At 68.2% G+C, this 20,887-nt stretch carries 15 protein-coding genes; 8 read left to right on the top strand and 7 right to left on the bottom strand.

The genetic code is table 11. The features are described 5' to 3' along the window. Positions 1–48 precede the first annotated feature (48 nt). Entirely contained in the window at positions 49–1,431 is a 1,383-nt protein-coding gene (locus tag Sp245p_RS29545; RefSeq protein WP_109139156.1) for a GH1 family beta-glucosidase, read from the top strand. Here the strand turns inward: Sp245p_RS29545 and Sp245p_RS29540 are convergent. Beyond that, on the bottom strand, positions 1,383–3,155 hold the full coding sequence (locus Sp245p_RS29540) for a radical SAM protein (protein ID WP_014242565.1): 1,773 nt from the start codon (positions 3,153–3,155) through the stop codon (positions 1,383–1,385). The genes Sp245p_RS29545 and Sp245p_RS29540 overlap by 49 nt on opposite strands. 172 nt (positions 3,156–3,327) lie before the next feature. On the opposite strand from Sp245p_RS29540, the gene Sp245p_RS29535 reads away from it, so the two are divergent. Continuing rightward, positions 3,328–5,463, top strand: coding sequence for a tetratricopeptide repeat protein (locus tag Sp245p_RS29535; protein WP_014242564.1), 2,136 nt, complete (start codon positions 3,328–3,330; stop codon positions 5,461–5,463). A gap of 23 nt (positions 5,464–5,486) precedes the next feature. Here the strand turns inward: Sp245p_RS29535 and Sp245p_RS29530 are convergent, their stop codons facing one another. The 5 genes from Sp245p_RS29530 to Sp245p_RS29510 form a co-directional block, all read right to left on the bottom strand. Continuing rightward, the gene (locus Sp245p_RS29530) at positions 5,487–7,286 is read right to left on the bottom strand and encodes an ABC transporter ATP-binding protein/permease (RefSeq protein ID WP_014242563.1); all 1,800 of its coding nucleotides are present in this window, start codon (positions 7,284–7,286) and stop codon (positions 5,487–5,489) included. A gap of 119 nt (positions 7,287–7,405) precedes the next feature. Continuing rightward, positions 7,406–8,944 (bottom strand): DUF6212 domain-containing protein, encoded by a 1,539-nt coding sequence (locus Sp245p_RS29525; RefSeq protein ID WP_014242562.1) that lies wholly within the window; start codon positions 8,942–8,944, stop codon positions 7,406–7,408. A gap of 16 nt (positions 8,945–8,960) precedes the next feature. Beyond that, positions 8,961–11,018 (bottom strand): glycosyltransferase, encoded by a 2,058-nt coding sequence (locus Sp245p_RS29520; RefSeq protein WP_165360015.1) that lies wholly within the window; start codon positions 11,016–11,018, stop codon positions 8,961–8,963. Between the two features lie 226 nt (positions 11,019–11,244). Next, positions 11,245–11,991 (bottom strand): hypothetical protein, encoded by a 747-nt coding sequence (locus Sp245p_RS29515; RefSeq protein ID WP_014242558.1) that lies wholly within the window; start codon positions 11,989–11,991, stop codon positions 11,245–11,247. 197 nt (positions 11,992–12,188) lie between these two features. After that, complete coding sequence (locus Sp245p_RS29510; protein ID WP_014242556.1) at positions 12,189–13,523, bottom strand: GH1 family beta-glucosidase; 1,335 nt, start codon at positions 13,521–13,523, stop codon at positions 12,189–12,191. Between the two features lie 198 nt (positions 13,524–13,721). Between Sp245p_RS29510 and Sp245p_RS29505 the strand changes: the two genes are divergently transcribed. Then, entirely contained in the window at positions 13,722–15,017 is a 1,296-nt protein-coding gene (locus Sp245p_RS29505) for a family 4 glycosyl hydrolase (RefSeq protein ID WP_014242555.1), read from the top strand. Between the two features lie 22 nt (positions 15,018–15,039). Here Sp245p_RS29505 and Sp245p_RS36030 read toward each other — a convergent pair whose 3' ends face one another. Then, positions 15,040–15,537, bottom strand: coding sequence for a DUF2934 domain-containing protein (locus Sp245p_RS36030; RefSeq protein ID WP_014242554.1), 498 nt, complete (start codon positions 15,535–15,537; stop codon positions 15,040–15,042). A gap of 380 nt (positions 15,538–15,917) precedes the next feature. Between Sp245p_RS36030 and Sp245p_RS29495 the strand changes: the two genes are divergently transcribed. The 5 genes from Sp245p_RS29495 (at position 15,918) to Sp245p_RS29475 (ending at position 20,777) form a co-directional block, all read left to right on the top strand. After that, positions 15,918–16,265, top strand: coding sequence for a hypothetical protein (locus tag Sp245p_RS29495; protein WP_014242552.1), 348 nt, complete (start codon positions 15,918–15,920; stop codon positions 16,263–16,265). Between the two features lie 249 nt (positions 16,266–16,514). Beyond that, complete coding sequence (gene argE, locus Sp245p_RS29490) at positions 16,515–17,666, top strand: acetylornithine deacetylase (protein WP_211101741.1); 1,152 nt, start codon at positions 16,515–16,517, stop codon at positions 17,664–17,666. Between the two features lie 240 nt (positions 17,667–17,906). Continuing rightward, positions 17,907–18,548, top strand: a complete 642-nt coding sequence (locus Sp245p_RS29485) for a chemotaxis protein CheC (RefSeq protein WP_014242550.1) — start codon at positions 17,907–17,909, stop codon at positions 18,546–18,548. Further along, entirely contained in the window at positions 18,529–20,382 is a 1,854-nt protein-coding gene (locus tag Sp245p_RS29480) for a sensor histidine kinase (protein WP_014242549.1), read from the top strand. Before Sp245p_RS29485 ends, Sp245p_RS29480 begins: the two co-directional genes overlap by 20 nt. Further along, positions 20,379–20,777: a response regulator gene (locus Sp245p_RS29475; protein ID WP_014242548.1), complete on the top strand. Its 399-nt coding sequence runs from the start codon at positions 20,379–20,381 to the stop codon at positions 20,775–20,777. Before Sp245p_RS29480 ends, Sp245p_RS29475 begins: the two co-directional genes overlap by 4 nt. The last annotated feature ends 110 nt before the right edge of the window (positions 20,778–20,887 follow it).

The following is a 20,887-nucleotide window of genomic DNA, read 5'->3' as shown; positions in this document are numbered from 1 at the left end:
AAGAAACAGGCATAATGACGAGCGAACGGTTCGACGGAGCGGTCTCCCTTGGAACATAAGGCTGTTTTTCCTGAAGGATTCCTCTGGGGAACCTCGACCTCGGCCTTTCAGGTCGAAGGTGCCGCGACGGAGGACGGTCGGGCACCCAGCATCTGGGACAGCTTCTGCCGCCTGAAGGGCCGGGTGGACAACGGCGACACCGGCGACGTCGCCTGCGACCACTACCACCGCTACGCCGAGGATGTGGCTCTGCTGCGCGACATCGGGGTCGGCGCCTACCGCTTCTCGATCTCCTGGCCACGCGTCCTGCCGCGCGGGCGCGGGGCGGTGAACGAGGCCGGGCTGGACTTCTACGACCGTCTGATCGACCGGCTTCTGGAGGCGGGCATCGAGCCCTGGGCCTGCCTCTACCATTGGGACCTGCCACAGGCTTTGCAGGACCTCGGCGGCTGGGCGAACCGCGACAGCGCCGGCTGGTACGCCGACTACGCCGTCCTCTGCGCCCGCCGCTTCGGCGACCGGGTGACGCGCTGGGCGACCTTCAACGAGTTCTCCGTCTTCACCCTGTTCGGCTACGCGCTCGGCTGGGGCGCCCCCAGCGTGTCCGACCGCGGGGAGCATCTGAAGGTCATCCACCACACCAACCTCGCCCATGGGGCCGGTGTGGACGTGCTGCGCGCTCTGGTGCCGGGCGCCTCCATCGGGGCGGTGCACAGTTTCCAGCCCTGCCGTCCCGCCGACCCGGCGCCCGAGAACGTCGAGGCGGCGGCCCTGTTCGACGAGCTGTGGAACCTGTGTTTCCCCGACGCGCAGATTCTGGGCCGCTACCCGCCGCGCATCGCCCGCGCCATCGAGCCCTATGTCCAGGCGGGCGACATGGCGCGGATCTGCCGGCCGGTGGACTGGTTCGGCATGAACCATTACGCCCCCCTCTTCGCCCAGGCCGAGCCGGGTGCCGTCTGGGGATGCGGGTTCGGTGCCCCACCCAAGGGCATGCCGCGCACCGACATCGGCTGGCCGCTCCAGCCCAGCGCCTTCCACGAGGCCTTGATGCACGCCGCAGCGCGCTACCGCCTGCCGATCTACGTGACGGAGAACGGCTACGGCACCAAGGCGCCGGAGTCCCCGGACGCGCAGGGGATCGTGATGGACCGGGAGCGGCTGGACTATCTGCAGGCCTGCATCGGCGAGATGGCGAGGGCGGTGAGGGACGGGGCCGACGTGCGCGGCTACTTCGTGTGGTCTCTGCTCGACAACTTCGAATGGGGGGGTGGCTACGGCACGCGGTTCGGCATCGTCCATGTGGACTTCGAGACGCAGGCGCGGACGCCGAAGGAATCCGCCAAATGGTACTCCGCGCTGATCGGCGGGGCGCTTGGCGGTCAAACCGCCGCCACGCCGGGGACGGGCAGGTTCGCCGGCCGCTCCTGAATCTCCTCGCCCGTGTAGACCGGACAATTCCGGCACACGCCGGGCAAAGCCGCCTCGTCACCGGCCATCATGGCCAGCCTCACCGCACGGTAGCGCTCGCCGTTCCATATCTCTTCCAGGCTGCCCTGCCTCAGGTTGCCCATCACCTCGATGCCGGAAATGTCGTAGCAGCACAGCGTCACGTCGCCGTTGGGCCGGATCACCGTTTCCGTGAACGGTGCACCGCAAAAGCCACGGCGCCGACCCGGATTGACCTCGACCGCCAGCGCCGCTTCCTCTTCCGTCTGCGTCCAGCCCGGCCATTTGTAGGCGTAGTTCGTGGCGATCGACAGGCCGGGAAAATCCCGGATCAGAAAGGCCGGTGTCGCAGCGGTCGGAGGATCCCCCGGGCGGCGCAGGATGTTGTTGGAGATGTCCAACTGCACGCCGGCGGGTTCCAGGTACCGGCGCATCAGGTTCAGGTTTTGGCGCACCGTGGGATAGTGGGATCCCCGGCGGATGGCATCGTTCTCCTCCGGCGAGCGGCCGTCGATCGAGACGATGATCCGCGCCACGCCGCTGTCCGCCAGTTCACGGCAACGCTCTTCGGTCACCAGCATGGCGTTGGTGACGAAATGGATCTGATCGATCGACGTCTCGTCCCTCAAACGCCGGATCATCCTTTCCAGCTGGGGATTCATCAACGGTTCCCCGCCCAGATACATGACGCAACTGACCAGCGCCTCGATACCCTTGAGATCCTGCAGGATTCGCTCGAACAACTCCGGCTTCAGCAAGCGACGTTCGGTGCTGTGGTACGCCACGCCGGTGGTGCAGTGACGGCACCGCAGGTTGCATGCGCTGGAGGACTCGAGGCGGACCCTCATCGGCAGCATCGCCGCTCCATGGCTCCCCTGCCCGCTCCAGCCGTTCATGGTGACGGCAGCGGCTCTCCGGTAGTCATCGACATCGATGCAGCGGAGCACCAGCCGGTGCAGAGCGAGCTTGGCCCCCAGCCTCACGGAGGCGTCGGTGGAGCGGGCCAGGGCGTGCAGGAGAACGCCGGCCTCCTCGATTCGGCCGATCGCCGACAAGGCCAAGCCGTGCTCATAGGCAAGAGGCTCCTGCCGAGGGTCCAGCCGGTGGGCGCGACCATGCGTCCGTTCAGCGGCGACGGCGTTCCCCAGGCCCGTCTCGGCACGGCCAAGCGCCGTCAGCATCGCGGGTTGATGGGGCTCCAGAGCCACCGCAGCCCGAGCCTGGAGCGCTGCCCCCGCGGGATCTCCGATGCGGTTGAGCACCCCTGCCAGATTGAGACGGCTGTTCGCCGCCAGCGGCTGCTGAACGACCGCCATGCGGTAGGCCACCGCTGCCTCCAGCGGCCGCTCCGCCTGGATCAAGGCATTGCCATGATTGAAGTGGCATTCGGGAAAGACCGGCCGAAGCACCGTCGCGCGGCGGTAGGAGTCGAGCGCCTTCCCGAGATCGCCGGTTTGCCGGAACGCACCGCCGAGCACGTGCAGCGCCTCTGCCGAGCCGGGATTGGCCGCAACCGCGCAGGACAGGCGCGCACAGGCCGCCCCGGCGGCACCGGACTGCAAGGCGACCAGCCCCCACAGCCGCAACGTGTCCGCATGGTCCGGCATGGCGTCGAGAACGGCACGGTACGCCGCATTCGCTTCCGGCAGGCGCCCTTGCTGATGCAGCGCCACCGCCTGCCGGAAGCTCAGGGAAAGATCCTGCATGACCGCTGCCTCTCGCTCCCGCGCCTTGACCTTGGACCACCGAGGTTCAAGGAAACCCTGTCGCAACGGGAAAGGCAATCCTGCGAAATCACCTTTCGGCATGATTGTTGAGCGCGAAGGCCGCCCCGGAGTAGAAAAGCCGGTCATCCCCTTCAAATCCGGGACGTTCCCCATGAACGCGCCAATCCCCCCCGAGACGCTTCTGGCGAACGCCGTGGCCCTGCACCGGACCGGCAGGCTCGTCGAGGCCGAGCCGCTTTACCGGACGCTCCTGGAGCGGCAGCCCGGTCATCCCGACGCGCTGCATCTTCTCGGGGTGCTGCGAAGCCAAGCCGGCGACCCTGCGGAAGGGGCGTCCCTGATCACCGATGCCATCGCCCGCCGCGGCAACGTCGCCACCTATCACTCCAACCTCGCGCTCGCCCTGAAGGCTCTCGGACGCTTCGCTGAGGCGGAGGCAGCCCTGCGGAGCGGCTTCGCCCTGGCTCCGGGGGCTGGACCGCTGGTCGCGCTCGGAGGCTTGCGGCGGGCCAGCGGACGCCACGCCGAGGCCTTGGCCGCCTACCGCACCGCCCAAATCATCGATCCGGCTGACGGCGCCGCCCAAGAGGGGATCGCCCACACGACCGCCGAGTTGGACGCGGCCGGGTGCGCGACGGGCGACCCCAAGCCGTCCGACACCACCCTGACGGCCTACCGCCGGGCCTTCCGGCTCTGCCCGGCGGCCTCCTTCACGGCCTTCAATCTGGCCTTGACCCTCCAGAAAGCCGGTGATTCCGGGGCTGCCATTCCCACGTTCCAAGCGGCGGCGGCGCTTGATCCCTCGGCACCGGCGGTGCTGTCCGGACTGGGGCTGTCCCTGCTGTCGGCGCGACAGGCGGACCGGGCCAGCACCCTGCTCGCGCGGGTGATCCGGTTGCGCCCCGACGACGCGCAGGACCGATTTCACCTGGCCGAGGCGGCGCAGGCGGCGGGCGAAGCCGGCCGGGCCGCGACGGCCTACAGGGACACCGCGGCCCTGCAGCCCACAAACTATACGGCTTGGGAAAACGCAGCCCTTCTCGATGCACGCGAAGACAACGGCTCCGCTCTCGCCGCCCATGCCCGCGGGATGATGGCTGCGGCGCGGGCGGAGCATCTGTTCTGGAAGGCCCCCGTCTACATCGCCATGCATGTGGCGAACGACCGGATCGGGGCGGGGCGACCGGACGCCGCGAAGCAGGCGCTGGATCACTTCTGCCAGGCGGCGGCGATCGAAAACCGGGAGTTGCTGCCCTGGATCGACTTCCTGCGCGGTTCGCTGCTCCTGCGGAAGCCGGGGAGCGAGGAGGCGGGCCGGGCGGTGCTGAAGGCGCTGGTCCCCGCCCTGCCCTTCCTGCGCCATGTCACCTTCGGCGACGAATTCGATGCCCTCTGCCGGTCGGTGCCGCTGGCGGAACTGGCGGACTACCGGACCGGCTTCCAATCGGAACCGGCCGTCGATGGCGTGGGGCCTCTTCTGTTCGCCGCCTGCGACAACCGTTACCTGAAGCTGTTCGCGGCCCCCCTTCTGCTGACGGTGGATGCCTTTTGCGGCGTGGGGCAACGGATGCACATCCACGTCGCGGACCCCGGCCCCGACATCGCGGAGGTGGTCGCCGGCCTGCGGGCGTTGCTGCGGCGCTGCCGCCTTACCGTCAGCACGGAACGCACGCCGCCGGATCTCGATCCGGCCAGCCGGCGCACCCTCTACACCTGCCTGCGGCTGATGAGGGCACCGGACGTGCTGGATCTCCATGGGCGCCCACCGCTGGTGATGATCGACATCGACGCCCTGCTGCCGATCGACCCGCGGCGCCTCGTCGAGGCCATGGCGCCGGATGAGGAGGCGATGCTCATCCATCGGCCGGACAGCCTGGATTGTCTCTACAACACCATCAGCAACGGGCTGATCGTGCTGCGCCCGACCGCTTCCACACGGGAGGTTCTGGAGCGCACGGCCACCGCCCTTCTGCACTGGATGCGACAGCGCAACATGGCGTATTTCCTCGACCAGATCGCGCTGATCCAGGGATTCGCGGATGTGGAGCGTCGGCGCGGCCCGGTCAAAATTCTACCCATCGAGGAGTTGAGCCGCCGCCTCGGCGTCTCCGACGTCTTCCTGCCCTTTTTCGACGAGAAGCATCGCGCCGGCTTCACGGATCAGCTGTCCGCGCTGACGACGCGCATCCATGAGGAAACCTTGACCGACAACCGCTCCGAGGAGGAGCGCCGCGCGGCCTTGACCGGTCTGGTGCGCCGGCTGCAAGCCGCTGTGCTCTCCCGGTAGCGGGCCCGGTAGCGAGGCGCCCCCTACTCCGCGACCGCCGCGATCCTCCGGTCCCCGCGGGGCTCCTCGCGCATGCGCACCGTGTCATCGCATCGCTCCAGCACCAGCTTGCGGCGGTGGTGCGCTTCCAGGCCGGGATGGCTGCCGATGGTGATCAGGGTGGCGGCGGGGAACTCACTGTCGATCAGGCGCAGCATCGCCTCCTCGGTCCGCGGATCGAGGCTGTCGGTGGCGTCCTCCAGGAAGATCCAGTCCGGGCGGCGGATCAGCAGGCGGGCGAAGCCCAGCAATTGCTGCTCCGACACCGCCAGAACCTCGTCCCAGCTGTCGGACTCGTCCAGCCTGGCCCGGAGATGGCCGAGGCCGACCCGATCCAGCGCCGCCGCCGCCGCGGCATCGCCAACCGTTTCCGCCCCCAGGGGGTAGCTGAGGGCGGCGCGCAGCGTGTCGTGCGGCAGATAGGGGCGCTCGGCCATGAAGAACACGCGGGTGAGCGCGGGCAGGACGATGCCTCCCCCGCCCCAGGGCCAGACCCGCGCCACCGCACGGAACAGCCGCACCGCCGCCGCGGGATCGCCGACGATCAGCACGCGCTCGCCGGGGCGGATCTCCAGGTCGAAGGGTTCCACCACACGCCGCCCGTCCGGCTCGGCGATGGACAGCCCGCGGAAGCTCAGGCAATGCTCGCCGTCGCTGCGCTCCACGGTGATGCGCTCCGTTCCCTGCCCGTCGATCTCGCGGTCCAGGCGCTGGAGCGCCTCGTGCAGGCCCAGCACGCGCTCCACCGACGCCTTCCACTCCGCCGCGCGGGCAAGGTTGTCGATGGGCCAGGACAGGGCGCCCACCGTCTGCTGGAAAGCCTGCGCCGTCTGCATCAGCACGCCGAGCGAGATGGCACCGGCGATGTAGCTGGGCGAAGCGACCAGGATCGGGAAGACGGCGGACAGCACCGAATAGGCGGCGCTGAAGACCATCATGTTGGACAGGGCGTGCGTCTGGCCGTTCCAGCCCCGCTGCACCCCGCCGAACAGCACGCCCAAGCGGTCGCGTTCGCCCGACTCCCCATGCAGGAGCGCCACGTCCTGCGCGTTCTCGCGCACGCGGGCAAGGCCGAAGCGGAAGGAGGCCTCGTGCCCTTGCCGCCGGTTCACCGCCCTCACCAGCGGCTTTCCCATCAACAGGGCGATGCTCGTCCCGACGGCCGCGTAGACCAGCGCGATGTAGAGCAGATAACCCGGTACGTGGACAGTGCTTCCGGCCAGCGTCACCTCCGGCGAACCGGACAACCGCCACAGGATATTGGTGAAGCTGATCAGCAAAAGCGCGCAGTAGGACAATGACAGGGCGAGATCGATCGCCGCCTCCGTGGCGATGCGGATGTCCTCGGCGATGCGCCCGTCCGGGTTGTCGTGGTCGCCGGGCAGGTAGGTCACCTGATGCTGCCGGCCGCGCGTCAGCCAGTCGCCCAGCAGCTTCTGCGTCAGCCATGTCCGCCAACCCAGTTGCAGGCGGCGCTTCACCCGCAGATGCAGGATGGTGTTGACGATGTTGAACAGGATGATCCCGCCCGCCGCCGCGATCATCAGCACGAAGCGGTCCATGGAGCGCTGCTCCAGCGCGTCGAACAGATGCTGGCTCCACAGATTCAGCAGGATGGGAACCACCACCTGCCCGACCGTCAGAAGCCCCAGCGCCCCGGCGAGAAGCCACACCATCCAGTTCCGCCCGTCCGAGCGGGCACCACCCGACCAGAAGCCACCGGCAAGATGAAGGAAACGGCGGGTGAAGCCGGACCGGTCCGGCGTCCTGGACGCGATCGACATGGCCCTTCCACCCCCTGGGCTTGAAGCAAGACCTCCTTTACCCTAACGAACAGTTTATTACCAACAGCTTGCCCCGCAGCGCACCAAAGGATGGTGCACCGCCACAAGGTCATAGCCGGTCACGGCGTGGCGGCGACCCCGTCCATCACCGGCAGCACGGGCGGGATGGCCCAGGCGGTGCGGGAATCGATCTCCACTTCGAAATCGGAAAAGATGGTGCGTCCGTACAGACCGTGGCCGCGGTCCGGGATGTCGGTGAAAAGATGGAGCGCCATCGGCCCCGACCATGGCGCCGCCAGGGCCGCCGACAGGTCGAGCGGACGGCGCGGCTCCTCCAGCACCATCCAGCCGCTGGAGGCGAGGATGCCCTCCTCCCGTTCCGCCTCGTCCACCGTCAGCGACGGCGGTGCCACCACCAGTTTGCAGGCGATGGCGGTGCGGCAGCGCGGGTCGTCGATCACCGCCCGTGCCCGCACCGCCACGGCGCCCGGAACCTCGTCCAGCGGGATGTGGGCCGCCGTGACGACGCCATGGAGCGGGTGGAGCAGGATGCGCCCGCCGCGCAGCAGGCCGAACCAGGGGAAGGTCGCCTCGAACTCGCGGCCCTTGCGCAGTTGCGCCAGCACCGGCTGGGTCAGCGGCCAGACCATATGCTCCGGCACGGGATGCGGCGCCAGATGCGCCGCCGGACCATACTCCAGCCCCGGCAGCCCGCCCCACAGCCGCAGCGCCAGCATGGCCGGCTGTCCGACGGCGCGGGCCGGCGGCGCGACGGCGTATTCGTCGAGCAGACCGGCCTGGGCCAGAGACAGGCGCGGCGCCTCCGTCACCACCCCGATGGCGCCGATCCGCAGGTCGAGAAGCCGATCCATCCGGGTGGAGGCGGCGGGCAGGCGCAGCGACAGCCAGCCGGACCGCAGATCACCGAAGGACAGCCTCCATTCCGCAAGGGTCTCGCCGGTTTCCACCCCGGTCAGGGCGACGGCGAGCACCCCGCTTCCCTTTGGCGCCCGGTCGAGATGCAGGTCGAGTCCCGCCAGCCCCCGCGCACCCGCCGGCAGGCGCTGCACGATTTCAGCCGCTCCCAAGGTGTTCCGGCCATGGCGCAGCGGCACCGGCAGCGCTCCCACCGGGCGCGGCGAGGCGAAGACCAGCCGCGACGGGCTCAGGCGCAGGGCGTCCAGAAGCTCCACCGCCTCGGGCGGCAGGCGGGCGGAGCGGCCCCACTCCTCCCGCAAGGTGGAGAGGGTCTGCTGAAGCCCGGCGTTGCGGCGGTGCAGCCCGTCGATTTCCCCGAAAGCCTGCGCCAACAGGCCGTGAAGCAGCGCGGACGCATCGCCCGTTATCTGCGGTGGCGGGCTGTCCGGCCCGCCGGCCTCCTCCCACCAGCCGAGCAGCCGCTCGGCGTCCCGCCGTGCCGCCTCGTCGCCCGACCACAGCGCCCGGACGGCGGCGGGCGGGATCGCCAGCGCGCGCAACGCCTCCCCCTCCTCCGGTTGGGTGTCCCCGGACAGCAGCAGATAGCCGCCGTCGTGACGGACCAGCCGCAGCAGGCGAAGGGGAACGGTGCCCACTTCCAGGCCAGTACCGACGGCGATGATCTTCGGCGTGCCGTCGTAGAGAGAGGCGAACTGGGCCGCAGGGGCGGAGAGCTTCATGACGATGACACCCTTCTCAGGCGGCCGCGGAGGTTTCGGGAAGACACGAGGACAGAGGCGCGCAGGCGGTCCAATCGGGATCGGTGTCCGGCTCCGCCGCATCCTCCCAGCGCCGCAGCTTGTCCGTTGGGAATCCCAGCGCTTGGCAGAGGCGGAAGGTCCGGGCGTCGAGGGGCACGACGGTCTGGTAAGCATGCTCGAAGGCGGCGCAGCCGTTGACCGCGTCGGCCGGGGACGGCGCGTCCGGGACGGTGGACGCCCCCAGCAACGCCCAGCCCGTCACGCCGAGCGCGCGCAGCCGGCCCATCAGCGGGTGCGCCGCGCCGTGCCGCACGGTCACGACCAGATCGAAGACGGCCAGCGTGCCGACCGCCATATCCTCCTCCACCGCATCCCAGGGACGCAGCGGCGTGCCCAGATAGGCGTCCCGGCCGGTCAGCGGGCGTTCCGGCAGCACCAGCGGCGACGGGTGAGGGATGACCGACGCGAACGCCTCGACCAACGCTGTGGCCAGGGTCAGGTCCCCGCCTCCCAATGCCACCAGATGCGCGTCATAGCCCTTCCCGGCCAGCCAACGGGCCATGCGCGCGGCGGTCTCCAGCGCCTCCGCGTCGGCGGGATCGGCCACCAGCGCGGCCAAACGCCGGCCTCCCACAGGGGGAAGCAGGGGCAGCACCGAGGGCAGCCGATGCACCGTCTGGTAGACATCCTCCGGCGTGGCGACCCCGGCGCGGTAGCGGTCGATGGGTGCCGCCGCCCAGCCGCCGTTGGACGGCCGCGACCACGCCGCGGCCATCGCCTCACGCAGCGTGGACAGGGCGGCATCGGCACCGGCCGGCGGTTGCACAGCACCGGGCAGCGCCAGGGTGAGGCTCAGCCGGGCCTCGGCGCAGGGCTTCCGGGGGTCCCGCTCCAGCAAAGGGGTGCCCGCCGGCTGGCGCCGAACGAGGTCGAGCAGGGCCGCGGTGGGCAGCATCGCCATCGCCGCCCCGCTGTCCGGCAAGGGAAACGGCGCGTCCGCCTGCAGTCCCACGGGCGCGCCGGACCAGGACAGCGTGCAACCACTCTCCGTCGCCCGCGCCGTCACCGCGGCGCGCACCAGGGTCGCCTGGGCCGCCGCTCGTTCCAGAACCCACAGGGCGCCGCGCAGCAGGCGGTGGCGCTTCAGCAATTCGTAAAGGCCCGAGTCCATCACCGCCAGCAGGCCGGGGCACTCCCCATAGCCGGGCCGCTCCGGCGCGCGCAGGACGCGGCGCACGAAGTCGGCGAGCGGCACGTCCTCTTCGCCCAGCGCGGGGTCGGTGACGCAGCGGACAATGGCGCGGTCGGGCAGATAAACGGCGTAGCGCCGGCCGACGGCGGCCTCCGCCCGCAGCACGGCCCGGACCGCGAACAGCGCGGGGTGGCGCTTCTGGATGTGGGTCAGGATGGGGCGGTAATCGCGCTCGGATTCGGTCAGCATGCTCTCGCCGCGGCGGCGGTAGCCGAAGCCGGTGCCCGGCACATGGACGCCGTGGAAGCCGCGCTCCAGCCCTTGCAGCCAGAACTCCCAGTCCTCGCTGCCTTGGCGCATCGCCTCGTCGAAGCGGGCGCCGCTGTCCAGCAGGCGGCGCGACGCCATGCTGCCCGCCTCGCTGACGTTGCGGAACAGATGCTCCAGCGGCGAATAGGCGCCGGACATGTCGCAGAACTCGAAGAAGCCGAACTTGTCGACGTCCGGATAGGCCCAGCCGACCTCCGGGCCCGCGGCCCGCAGCGCGTGCAGCATGCGTTGCAGCAGATGGGGCCGGATGCGGTTGTCGGAATCGAGGAAGTAGACCGCCTCCAGCGCCGGAAAGGCGTCCAACGCGAAGGCGATCCCGCTGTTGCGCGCCGCGCTCAGCCCGGCGTTGCGCTTGTGCAGGTAATGGAGCCGCCCCGGATGGGCCACCGCGAACTCCCGGCACACCCGCCCGGTCTCCGGGAAGGGGCAGCCGTCGTTGACCACGACCACGGCGTAGGCGAAGTCCGTGTCCTGGGCGAGCGCGGTGGACAGCGCCTCGACCAGCAGGCCCGAATGCTTGTAGGTCGGCACGACGATCGCCGCGCGGACGTCTTCGGCGTCACCGGACCCTGAAGCTGAAGCGGTGTGAGTTCCAACGGAATGCATGGGCGAACGCAGTGGTGACACGACACCGTCGATAGCACCGCTTCCGCTTGACTCCGATGTGACAATTCGGGGACAGGAATGTTCGGGCCTGCAGCCACCCTATGCTTGAACTCGGATGACATGAAAAAGCCAACGCTGAGTACATCGCAGGCTACTTGTTCGCATCCCCTAAAGTCATCTGGGACGTCCCTTCCTCGGACAAATACTTCTGCGCAAAACCCTTGGATTGGCTCGAAAGCACCTTGTCAAAAGTCGCGGAGTTGAATCCCAGATCCTTTAATTTCTGCCCAGCCGCCTGCTCTTTCGACGTTGCGAAGAAACGTTCATCGCCCCCTTTGAGGGTGTAGGCTTTCATGGGCATGCCGATACCAGCCAGTTGATCCCACGAATTCTGCATGTCCTTCAGGTCTTCGCTCAACTTGCTCAGCGCGGCCAAGCGGTCTTGGGGACTCACCCCTGGTGCATGCATGGCGGCGCGCCGGCTCTCCAACTCCGACTCCATACGATCCGAGATGGCCTTCATGCTTTTCTGCCGCGCCTCGCCTTCAGGGGTGCGCCCGGCCTCGGCATCCTCCCTCGCGGATTGCCAGAATGCCTTCTTGCGCTCCGACTTCAGGGCGGACGACAGCGCATCGTTGAGTTCGTCCGCCGACAGCGCCCCGCTGGAAACGAGCTTGCCCAGCGACGTCCGATCATCCGCCGACAGATTCGTGAACAGGTCGAGCGCGTCGCCCTTGAGCGCCGACGCCAGATCGCTGAGATCGACCTTGTCGGTCTTGGAGGCGGAGGCCGGCCCGGTCCCGTCCGTGGCGCCGGTCTTTGCAGCGGTGGGTTTCGCCTGCACGGAGGCCGTGGCGGTGGCCTGGAACAAGGATGCCGAAACGTCGGAAATTCCCATGGCTTCCTCCGGTGACCCTGAACGCATGGCGAGTGACACCGGATCATCTGAAGTCAATATTATGAAGGATAAATTAATATGAAATACTTATATTTCTAATGATTAGATTTCAAACCATCAATGGTTCCAAATCTTCGTTCTCCGCAAGAAGCACAGGCTGACGGAGCATCGCTCCGCACAGCCTGCTCTCCTGTTCGTCACGCGAGATCAAACTGCCCGCTCTTTGCCACCTCGCTCAGGAAGCGGTAGCTGTCCTTGGGCGTGCGGACCAGCGTGTCATAATCGACGCGGACGATGCCGAACCGCTTCGACAGGCCGAAGGCCCATTCGAAATTGTCCAGCAGGCTCCAGCACAGATAGCCCTTCACGTTGCAGCCATCGGCCAGGGCGCGGCCGACCGATGCCACATGGTCACGCAGGAAGGCCACGCGCTCCGCATCGTGCACCTGCCCGTCCGGCGTCACCACGTCGTCATAGGCCGCACCATTCTCCGCGACGAAGACGGCGGGATTGCCGTAGTCGCGCCTGAACTCCATCAGCAGGTCGTAGAGCCCGTCGGGCTGGACCGGCCAAGCCATGGCGGTCCAGCGGTCGCAATGGGCATCGCCCCACCACACGTCGAACGGATGGCCCGTCTCGTGCTTCATGGTCATGCGCGAGTAGTAGTTGATGCCCAGCAGATCGATGGGGAAGCGAATCGCTTCCTCGTCGCCGGGCAGCACGAAATCCTTCATCCGCTCGGCCATTAGTTCCGGGATCTTGCCGCGCATCACGCCGTCCAGGGCCACCCGGTTCCACACCGCGTCCCAACGGGCCGCCGCTGCGACGTCCTGCGGCCGATCGCTCTCGGCCCGGCAGGGCTGGAGGTTGATGACGGTGCCGAGCGTCAGGCCGGAATGCTCCGCCGATAGGGCGCGGAGCGCCGCCCCTTGCGCCAGATTTTGGTGGTGCAGCGCGCGCAGGATGCCCGTCTCGCCCAGTTTATGGCCGGGCGCGTGCTCGCCCGTGCCGTAGCCGTGGGTGGCGACCACGTTCGGCTCGTTCAGCATCATCCAGTCCTTCACCCGGTCGGCAAGCCGGGCGGCGACGATGCGGGCGTAGTCGGCGAAGGGGCCGACGACCTCCCGGCCCTGCCAGCCACCGCGGTCTTCCAGCGGCTGCGGCAGGTCCCAATGGTACAGGCAGGCCATCGGCCGGATGCCGTCGGCCAGCAGTCCATCCACCAGCCGGTCGTAGAAGTCGAGCCCCGCCGCGTTCACCGCTCCCGTCCCGCTCGGCAGGATGCGCGGCCAGGCGATGGAGAAGCGGTAGGCGTTGAATCCCGCGTCCTTCATCAGCGCGGTGTCCTCCGCCCAGCGGTGGTAATGGTCGCAGGCGACGGCGGCGCTGCTGCCGTCCTGGATGCGCCCGGCCTCGGTGAAGGTGTCCCACACGCAGGGGCCGCGCCCGTCCTCGTGAATCGCCCCCTCGATCTGATAGGCCGCGGTGGACGCCCCCCACAGGAAGTCCTTGGGAAAAGTGAAGAGTGCCATGACGGGGACTCCCTTGAAGTGATTATGCTGCAGGCGCACTGTTGCGAGCGCGAAGGGCATGTTGCGCAAGCGAAGAGATTGCTGCACTTATTACGACCATCAGGTATAGTCTCTTCGTCTTAACAAGTGTATGCTTCACCAAAGGCGGCTGCCCTGACAAATCAGCACGGCAGCATTCCCGCCGGCGGGAGGCATCCCATGGCCGTTACCACTCGCAAAACCACCAAGATCGTCTTTCTGGGCGCCGGCAGCGCGGCCTTCGGGCTGAGCATGTACCGCGACCTCTTCACCACGACGGAACTGGCGGGCAGCACCCTGACGCTGGTGGACACGAATCCGGCAGCCCTCGACCGCATGACCGCGCTCGCCCGCCTGCTGAACGCCAAGGGCGACGCCGGCCTGATCATCGAACAGACCACCGACCGCCGCGCCGCCCTGCAAGGCGCGGAATTCGTCGTCAACTCCGTCGCCATCGACCGCAACCGCTTGTGGAAGCTCGATTTCGAGGTGCCGAAGAAGCACGGCATCCGCCACACGCTCGGCGAAAACGGCGGACCCGGCGGACTGTTCTTCACGCTGCGCACCCTGCCCCTGATCTTCGACTTCGCCCGCGACATCGAGGAACTGTGCCCGGAGGCCCAGTTCATCAACCTGTCGAATCCGGAAAGCCGCGTCGTCCTCGGCCTCGGCAAATACACCAAGGTCAAGACGCTGGGGCTGTGCCACGGCATCTTCCTGGCGCGCTGGTTCATCTGCCAGATCCTCGGCATGGCCGAAAAGGATGTGGAGGTCTGGGGCGCCGGACTGAACCACTTCCAGTGGCTGATGCACATCCGTGACAAGGAGAGCGGACGCGACCTCTACCCGCTGCTGCGCGAGCGGGAGAAGACCCACGACCCGGCCTTCACGCCGCTGACCCGCCGCCTGTTCAACAGCTTCGGCCTGTGGCCGACCTGCAGCGACGATCATATGGGCGAATACCTCCCCTACGGCTGGGAGGGCGGGGAGCATGGATTCGACTTCGCGGAGGACGAGCGCGGGCGCGGCATCCTCAACGCGCTGATGGACGGAACAATCGCCGGAACGACGCCGGTGCCCGACGACTGGACGCAGCCATCCTGGGGCGAGCGGGCGGTGCAGGTCATCGCCGGGGTTCTGCACAACCAGAAGCGCTTCATTGAATCGGGGATCGTCTACAACCAGGGCGCCATCCCCAACCTGCCGCCCGATCTGGCGGTGGAGGTGCCGCTGCTGGCCGACGCGGCGGGCGTTCACCCGGTCTCGCTCGGCCCCCTGCCCGACCCGGTCGCCAAACTGCTGCACGTTCAGGCGAGCGTGCAGCAACTGTCCGTCGAGGCGGCGGTCCACGCCTCGAAGGACTTGGCGCTCCAGGCTCTGCTGATCGACCCGGTGGTGAATTCCACCGACGCCGCCGTGAAGATCCTGGACGAGCTGTGGGAGGCGAACCGGCCCTACATCCGTCCCTGTGTGTAGGAACGCGCAGGGCCGGTGCGGGTCAATGGGCCGGTTCGGTGTCCGACGCGGCCGGCTTGCGGCGGCCGCGCGGAGCGACCGGCTTTACCGCTTCCGCCTTCACGGCCTTGCCGCGGGGCGGCTTCGCCACCTTCGGGGCCGCCGGAACCGGAACCGCGACCGGGGTTTCGGCTGAGGACTCGTTTGCCGCGGCCGGCTCGGCCTTGGTCTTGCGGGCGCGCGGCTTCTTGGGCGCGACGGCCTCCTCGACCACATCGACCACGGCGTTCAGGCCGACGCCCAGCAGTTCGGTCGCCGCCGTCTTGGTCCGGCGGACCGCCTTCTTCACGACGCCCGCGGCGGCGTCCTTGACGGCCGCGACCATGGCGACGGGTTCCGCCGCAGCGGCCGTTCGGTCCTCGGCTTCGATCTCGGCGCAGGCCTGCGCCCAATGCTCTTCCCCCCGTCCCTCCGGTCGCCCGGCGCGCTCCCAGATCTCATAGGCGCGGTGGCGGATGCGGTCCTCACGATCGCCTTGCATTCTTCCGTCTCCAAGTGGGCTTTGGTCCAAGTGGGCTTGGCCGCAGAAACATCGACGCTCGAGGAAAACGGCGTCCTGCGCCCGTGGGTTCCCGTTTTAGTGCCCGGTTTATGTGACGATAAACGTACACAAAGAAAGCGTGCCTTAGTTCATAGGAAATTCATAGGCCCATTGCTTGTCCAACCTCGACACACAGCGGACGGTGATAGACCATGCGTTGGTTGCGCCCCACCCGCGCCGGCGCCGGTCCGGCTTGCGGTCCGCATAGAACCCTTCGCCGGGTTGAAGCGGGCCGGCCGGCCCAACTAACTTTGGGTGAAACGTCTTGGCAGGGGGCCGTTTGCGGCCCAGAGCCGTCACGGAAGGCAAAGAGTTAGCGCATGTCCCTTGATCCCTTGCTTCAAGCCAACCGTATCCTGACCGAAGCCATCAGCAACTACCTCCAATCCTCGAACGAGCTTGCCGCGGCGGCGGAGCGGGCGACGGCGGCCAGCGCCGGACGCGACGCGACCACCCGGCGGCTGGCCTTCCAGGAATTGTCGGAGCGCGGGAACCAGGCGCGCTTCGCCAAGAAGCACCTGACCGACACGGTGCGCCGCCTGCGGTCCACCTTGCCGCCGGCCCAGATCGAGGCGGTGGCGGCGAAGCTCGACGGACGCGAGAGCGCCGAGAGCGCGCTGACGCTGGTGCGCACGATCCTGACCGAGAAGGTCTGGTCGGCGGCCTGACGCCCCCGTCCCTTTTCGCCCTCCCGTTTCGCCCTGCGGCGCTCCGGCCGAGCGATTCTGCTTTGAGACCGGTTGGACGGCACCCCGAATGCGGGAGGACCGTTCAACCGGTGTTGGCCATTGGCCGCTATGCCCACATAATCCGGACGACTCATTTGACATCGCAGGATGCAGGGGCCAGTGTCTGACTGCTAAAGATTATCACAAGCGTGGGATCGGCGCCGCCGTCCCGCAGAATGGATCGTAAGGGTGCAAGACGGCTCCAAGGCGATGATCGCCCGCCTGGTCGGTTTCGACACGGTTTCGCGCCGTTCCAACATGGCGTTGATCGACTGGGTTCGGGACTATCTCGCCGGGCACGGCGTCGAGAGCCGGCTGGTGCCCAGCCCGGACGGCGCCAAGGCCAACCTGTTCGCGACCATCGGTCCGATGACCGAAGGCGGCGTGGTGCTGTCGGCCCACACCGACGTCGTCCCGGTGGACGGGCAACCCTGGGACACCGATCCCTTCACCCTGGTCGAGCGGGACGGGCGCCTCTATGGGCGCGGCACCGCCGACATGAAGAGCTTCCCCGCGGTGGCGCTGGCCATGCTGCCGGACATCCTGGAGGCCGGGCTGAAGCGGCCGCTGCATCTGGCGCTGTCCTACGACGAGGAGGTCGGCTGCATCGGCGCGCCGGCCATGATCGCCCGCATCGCCGATGAGTTGCCGCGCCCCAGCGCCGTCATCGTCGGCGAGCCGACCTCGATGGGGGTCGTTCTGGCCCACAAGGGCTGCTACGTGCTGCGCACCACGGTCACCGGGCACGAGGTCCATTCGTCCCAGATCGACCGCGGGGTCAGCGCCGTGATGACCGCGGCGCGGCTTGTCAATCTCGTGGGCGACATGGCGGCGGAGAACGCCGCCGCCGCGGACCCCGCCTGCGGTTTCGACCCGCCCTTCACCACGCTGCAGGTCGGCACCATCGAAGGCGGCACGGCGGCCAACATCACCGCACGCCACTGTTCCTTCGTCTGGGACATCCGTCCGCTGCCCGGCGACGACTGGACGCGCTACCGCGACCGGTTCGAGGTGGAATGCGAGCGGCTGCGCGCCGCCATGAGGCAAATCAGCCCGGACTGCGACATCCGCACCGAGCAGCTCGCCGGCGTGCCGGGGCTGGCGCCGGAGCCGGGCGGGCCGGCGGCCCAGCTTTGCCACGCCCTGACCGGACGCAACGACACCGGCATGGTCTCCTTCGCGGCTGAGGCCGGGCAGTTTCAGGAGGCCGGCCTGTCCACCGTGCTCTGCGGCCCAGGCTCCATCGATCAGGCGCATCAGCCCAACGAGTACATCGACGTTGCCCAGGTGACGGCCTGCGAAGGCTTCCTCCGGGATCTCGTCCGCCGGCTGGCGGCCTGACCCGCAGCGGGGTGCGGCGGAGCGTCGCGCTGCATCACAGTACAGACGACCGTTTTATTCGGACCGCGATCAATGGAAGGTACCAATTGTTGGATCGACGGCGCCTTGTTGCTGAATTGCCTAGAGCACTCCCAATTTGGCCTATGCCGTCGACGGGGGAGACTTTGACGGCATTCCTGTCGCACTGTGCCCGGGGGCGCCGGTGCACCGGCGTGTCCATGGAAACGGGAGCGTCGGTGCATGGTTGATCTGAGCGACCTCGAGCGCGACGCGCTGACCGAGCTGGTGAACATGGGCGTCGGCCGTGCCGCGACCAACCTCAGCCGCATGGTCGCCGATCAGGTTCTGCTGTCGGTTCCCTCCATCGAGATTGTCAGCCGCAACGACGCCGCCGGCCTCCTGGCCGCGCGCGAGAAAATGAGCCTCGTCGCGGTCGAGCAGCGTTTCGACGGGTCCTTTTCCGGCCGCGCCCTGTTGATCTTCCCCGAGACCAACAGTCTGGAACTGGCCCGCGCCGTCCTTGGCAGCGAACTGAGCCTGGAGGAGATCGTCGATCTGGAGCAGGACGCGCTTGCGGAGATCGGCAACATCATCCTCAATGGCTGCCTGGTCGTGATGGCCAACACGTTGAAGGACAATCTGGACATCTCGCTGCCCAGCGTGTTGCGCGGCGACAGCGACCGCATTTTCCAAAGCAACGGGCCCAACCCCGACGAGCTGGTGATGTTCCTCTACATCGACTTCCTGATTCGCAGCCGGAGCATTCGCGGCTACATCGCGTTGCTCATGGGACTGTCGTCTCTGGAGTCGCTGAAGGGACTGATCCATGGCTTCATCGACCGCATCGCCTCCGGAACGCCCGATGGAACCGACCGAGTTTAAGCGCATGCCCTGGCTGGACGGCCTTCTCGACGCGATGGACGCCGGCATCGTCGTGCTGGACCGCCATGGCCGCGTGCAGTTCTGGAACCGCTGGATGGAAAGGGCGTCGGGCACCACCGAGCCCGACATCCACGGGCGGGAGCTGGTGGAGGCCCTGCCGTCCCTGCGCGACACGCGGCTGCACAACGCGGTGCGCGACGTGCTGGAAACCGGGGCGCCCAGCGTCCTGTCCCACACGCTGAACCCGGTGCTGTTCCCGCTGCGCTGCCCCGACGGGCGGCGGATGGTCCACAACGTTCTGATCCGTCCCTTCACCGTCGCCAACGCCTCCTACTGCCTGATCCAGGTGACCGACGTCACCGCCGTGGTCAACCGGGAGCGGGTTCTGCGCGAGCAGCGCGACGCGCGTTACCGCGCCATCGTGGACACCGCCCCCGACGCCATCGTCACCACCGACACGCGCGGCGTCGTGCAATGGGCCAACGGGGCCGCGGCCCTGCAGTTCGGCTTTCCGCCCAACGAACTGATCGGCCAGCATGTCAGCCTGTTCCTCGCCGAAGGCTCCCCCGACTGGTCGGGTCTGCTGGAGCGCGACCCGGCCGGACGACCGGCCCCCGTGGAACTGATCGGGCGCAAGCGCGACGGGACCCGCATCGACCTGGAGGTCTCGCTGGCCCGCTGGGAATCGGAGGGGCGGAGTTTCATCACTGGCGTCCTGCGCGACATCACCGAGCGCCGCCGCACCCGCGAGGAGCTGAAGGCCAACGCGCTCGCCATGCGCCAGCTCGCCGAGCAGACCAAGGCCACGCTCGACGCGCTGCCGGCGCACATCGCCGTTCTCGACCATGGCGGGCACATCATCTCGGTCAACAAGGCCTGGGCGGGAAGCGGGCCGCAGGCCGGCTTTCTCGGCGACGGGTCGGCCATCGGCGACGACTATCTGGAAGCCTGCGCCGCCACCCGCAGCGGGGCGGAGCATGCCGATGCGCTGATCGAGGGGCTGCGCGGCCTGCTGCGCGGCGGGGCGCCGGTCTCCATCGAATATCCGGGCCTGTCCGACGCCGGGCCGCGCTGGTACCGCTGCCTCGCCGCGCCGATGGCCGCCGGTCCCTTCGGCGGGGCGGTGCTGATGCACATCGACGTCACCGAGATCAAGTCGATGGAAGCGGCTCTGCGCAAGCTGGTCGGGCAGAAATCCACGCTTCTGCGCGAAGTGAACCACCGGGTGAAGAACAGCCTTCAGCTCGTGTCCAGCCTGCTGACGCTCCAGACCATGAGTCTTCCGGGCGCCGCCGAGCGGGTTCATTTCCAGGACGCCCGCAGCCGCATCGACGCCATCGCGCGGGTGCACAGCCGGCTCTACCAGACCGAACAGTTCCAAACCATCGAGTTCGGCAGCTACCTGAACGAGCTGTGCACCGATCTGTCCCGCGCGTCGGGCGGCGACACGCTTGGCTCCATCGAAGTGCGGGCCGAGCGCGTCGACTTGCCCATCGATCAGGCGGCACCGCTGGGATTGATCGCCAACGAACTGATCACCAACGCCATCAAGCACCGCGGGTCCACGCCCGCCAACGTCCTGGTGTCGCTCGACCGGGCCGGCGACTTGCTCGCTCTGACCGTGACCGATCAAGGACCCGGCCTTCCCGCCGCGTTCGACATGCGTCGGTCGCGCAGCCTCGGCATGCGCTTGATCACGAGCCTAACCGGTCAGGTCGGGGCGACGGTCACGCTGATGCCGGTGGAACGGGGGACATCCTTCCGCATCGCGCTGACCATGCCGGAAACGCGCGGCCCCATCCTGGAAGACAGCGCGGCGGAGTGGAACGGATGAAGATCCTTCTCGTCGAGGACGAGGTCCTCATCGCCATGGAGCAGAGCTTCTACCTGGAATCCGCCGGGCACGAGGTGCACGGGCCGGCCTCCACCAGCGAGAAGGCGCTGGTCCTGGCGCAGGAGGTCAAGCCGGATCTGGCCTTGGTGGACATCCATCTTGCCCAGGGGTCCAGCGGCATCGACGCGGCCCGCCGGATGACCGCGCTGGGGATCCCCTGCCTGTTCGTCACCTCCTACCGCGAGGAGGTGGAGCCGACGCGCGAGTATGGGGTGGGCTGCCTGCCCAAGCCATTCTCGCAAACCTCGCTGGTCTCCGCGGTCGAGGTGGTGAGCGCCATCCTGGCCGGGCGGACCCCCACCAAGGTTCCCGATACGATGGAGCTATTCTCCTAAGCGCCGCCGGCCCGGGAGCCGACCGCGGCTTGCGGCGGCCCCCTTGAAGGCTAAAGCGAACTTCCGTTCGCTTTAGACTCAGATCGCCTCATTCGCCGGCGGGCTCCGGT

It is taken from the genome of Azospirillum baldaniorum (assembly GCF_003119195.2).
Classification (GTDB): domain Bacteria; phylum Pseudomonadota; class Alphaproteobacteria; order Azospirillales; family Azospirillaceae; genus Azospirillum; species Azospirillum baldaniorum.
Note: the sequence above shows the minus strand (reverse complement) of the source record. Positions and strands in the feature narration are given on the sequence as shown.

Bases quoted from the DNA above. Each gene is read 5' to 3' on its own strand.
- Sp245p_RS29525 (WP_014242562.1), bottom strand. From the start codon at position 8,944: ATGAAGCTCTCCGCCCCTGCGGCCCAGTTCGCCTCTCTCTACGACGGC.
- Sp245p_RS29505 (WP_014242555.1), top strand. From the start codon at position 13,722: ATGGCCGTTACCACTCGCAAAACCACCAAGATCGTCTTTCTGGGCGCC.
- Sp245p_RS29495 (WP_014242552.1), top strand. From the start codon at position 15,918: ATGTCCCTTGATCCCTTGCTTCAAGCCAACCGTATCCTGACCGAAGCC.
- Sp245p_RS29510 (WP_014242556.1), bottom strand. From the start codon at position 13,523: ATGGCACTCTTCACTTTTCCCAAGGACTTCCTGTGGGGGGCGTCCACC.
- Sp245p_RS29480 (WP_014242549.1), top strand. From the start codon at position 18,529: ATGGAACCGACCGAGTTTAAGCGCATGCCCTGGCTGGACGGCCTTCTC.
- Sp245p_RS29485 (WP_014242550.1), top strand. From the start codon at position 17,907: ATGGTTGATCTGAGCGACCTCGAGCGCGACGCGCTGACCGAGCTGGTG.
- Sp245p_RS29530 (WP_014242563.1), bottom strand. From the start codon at position 7,286: ATGTCGATCGCGTCCAGGACGCCGGACCGGTCCGGCTTCACCCGCCGT.
- Sp245p_RS29540 (WP_014242565.1), bottom strand. From the start codon at position 3,155: ATGCAGGATCTTTCCCTGAGCTTCCGGCAGGCGGTGGCGCTGCATCAG.
- Sp245p_RS36030 (WP_014242554.1), bottom strand. From the start codon at position 15,537: ATGCAAGGCGATCGTGAGGACCGCATCCGCCACCGCGCCTATGAGATC.
- Sp245p_RS29535 (WP_014242564.1), top strand. From the start codon at position 3,328: ATGAACGCGCCAATCCCCCCCGAGACGCTTCTGGCGAACGCCGTGGCC.
- Sp245p_RS29475 (WP_014242548.1), top strand. From the start codon at position 20,379: ATGAAGATCCTTCTCGTCGAGGACGAGGTCCTCATCGCCATGGAGCAG.
- Sp245p_RS29515 (WP_014242558.1), bottom strand. From the start codon at position 11,991: ATGGGAATTTCCGACGTTTCGGCATCCTTGTTCCAGGCCACCGCCACG.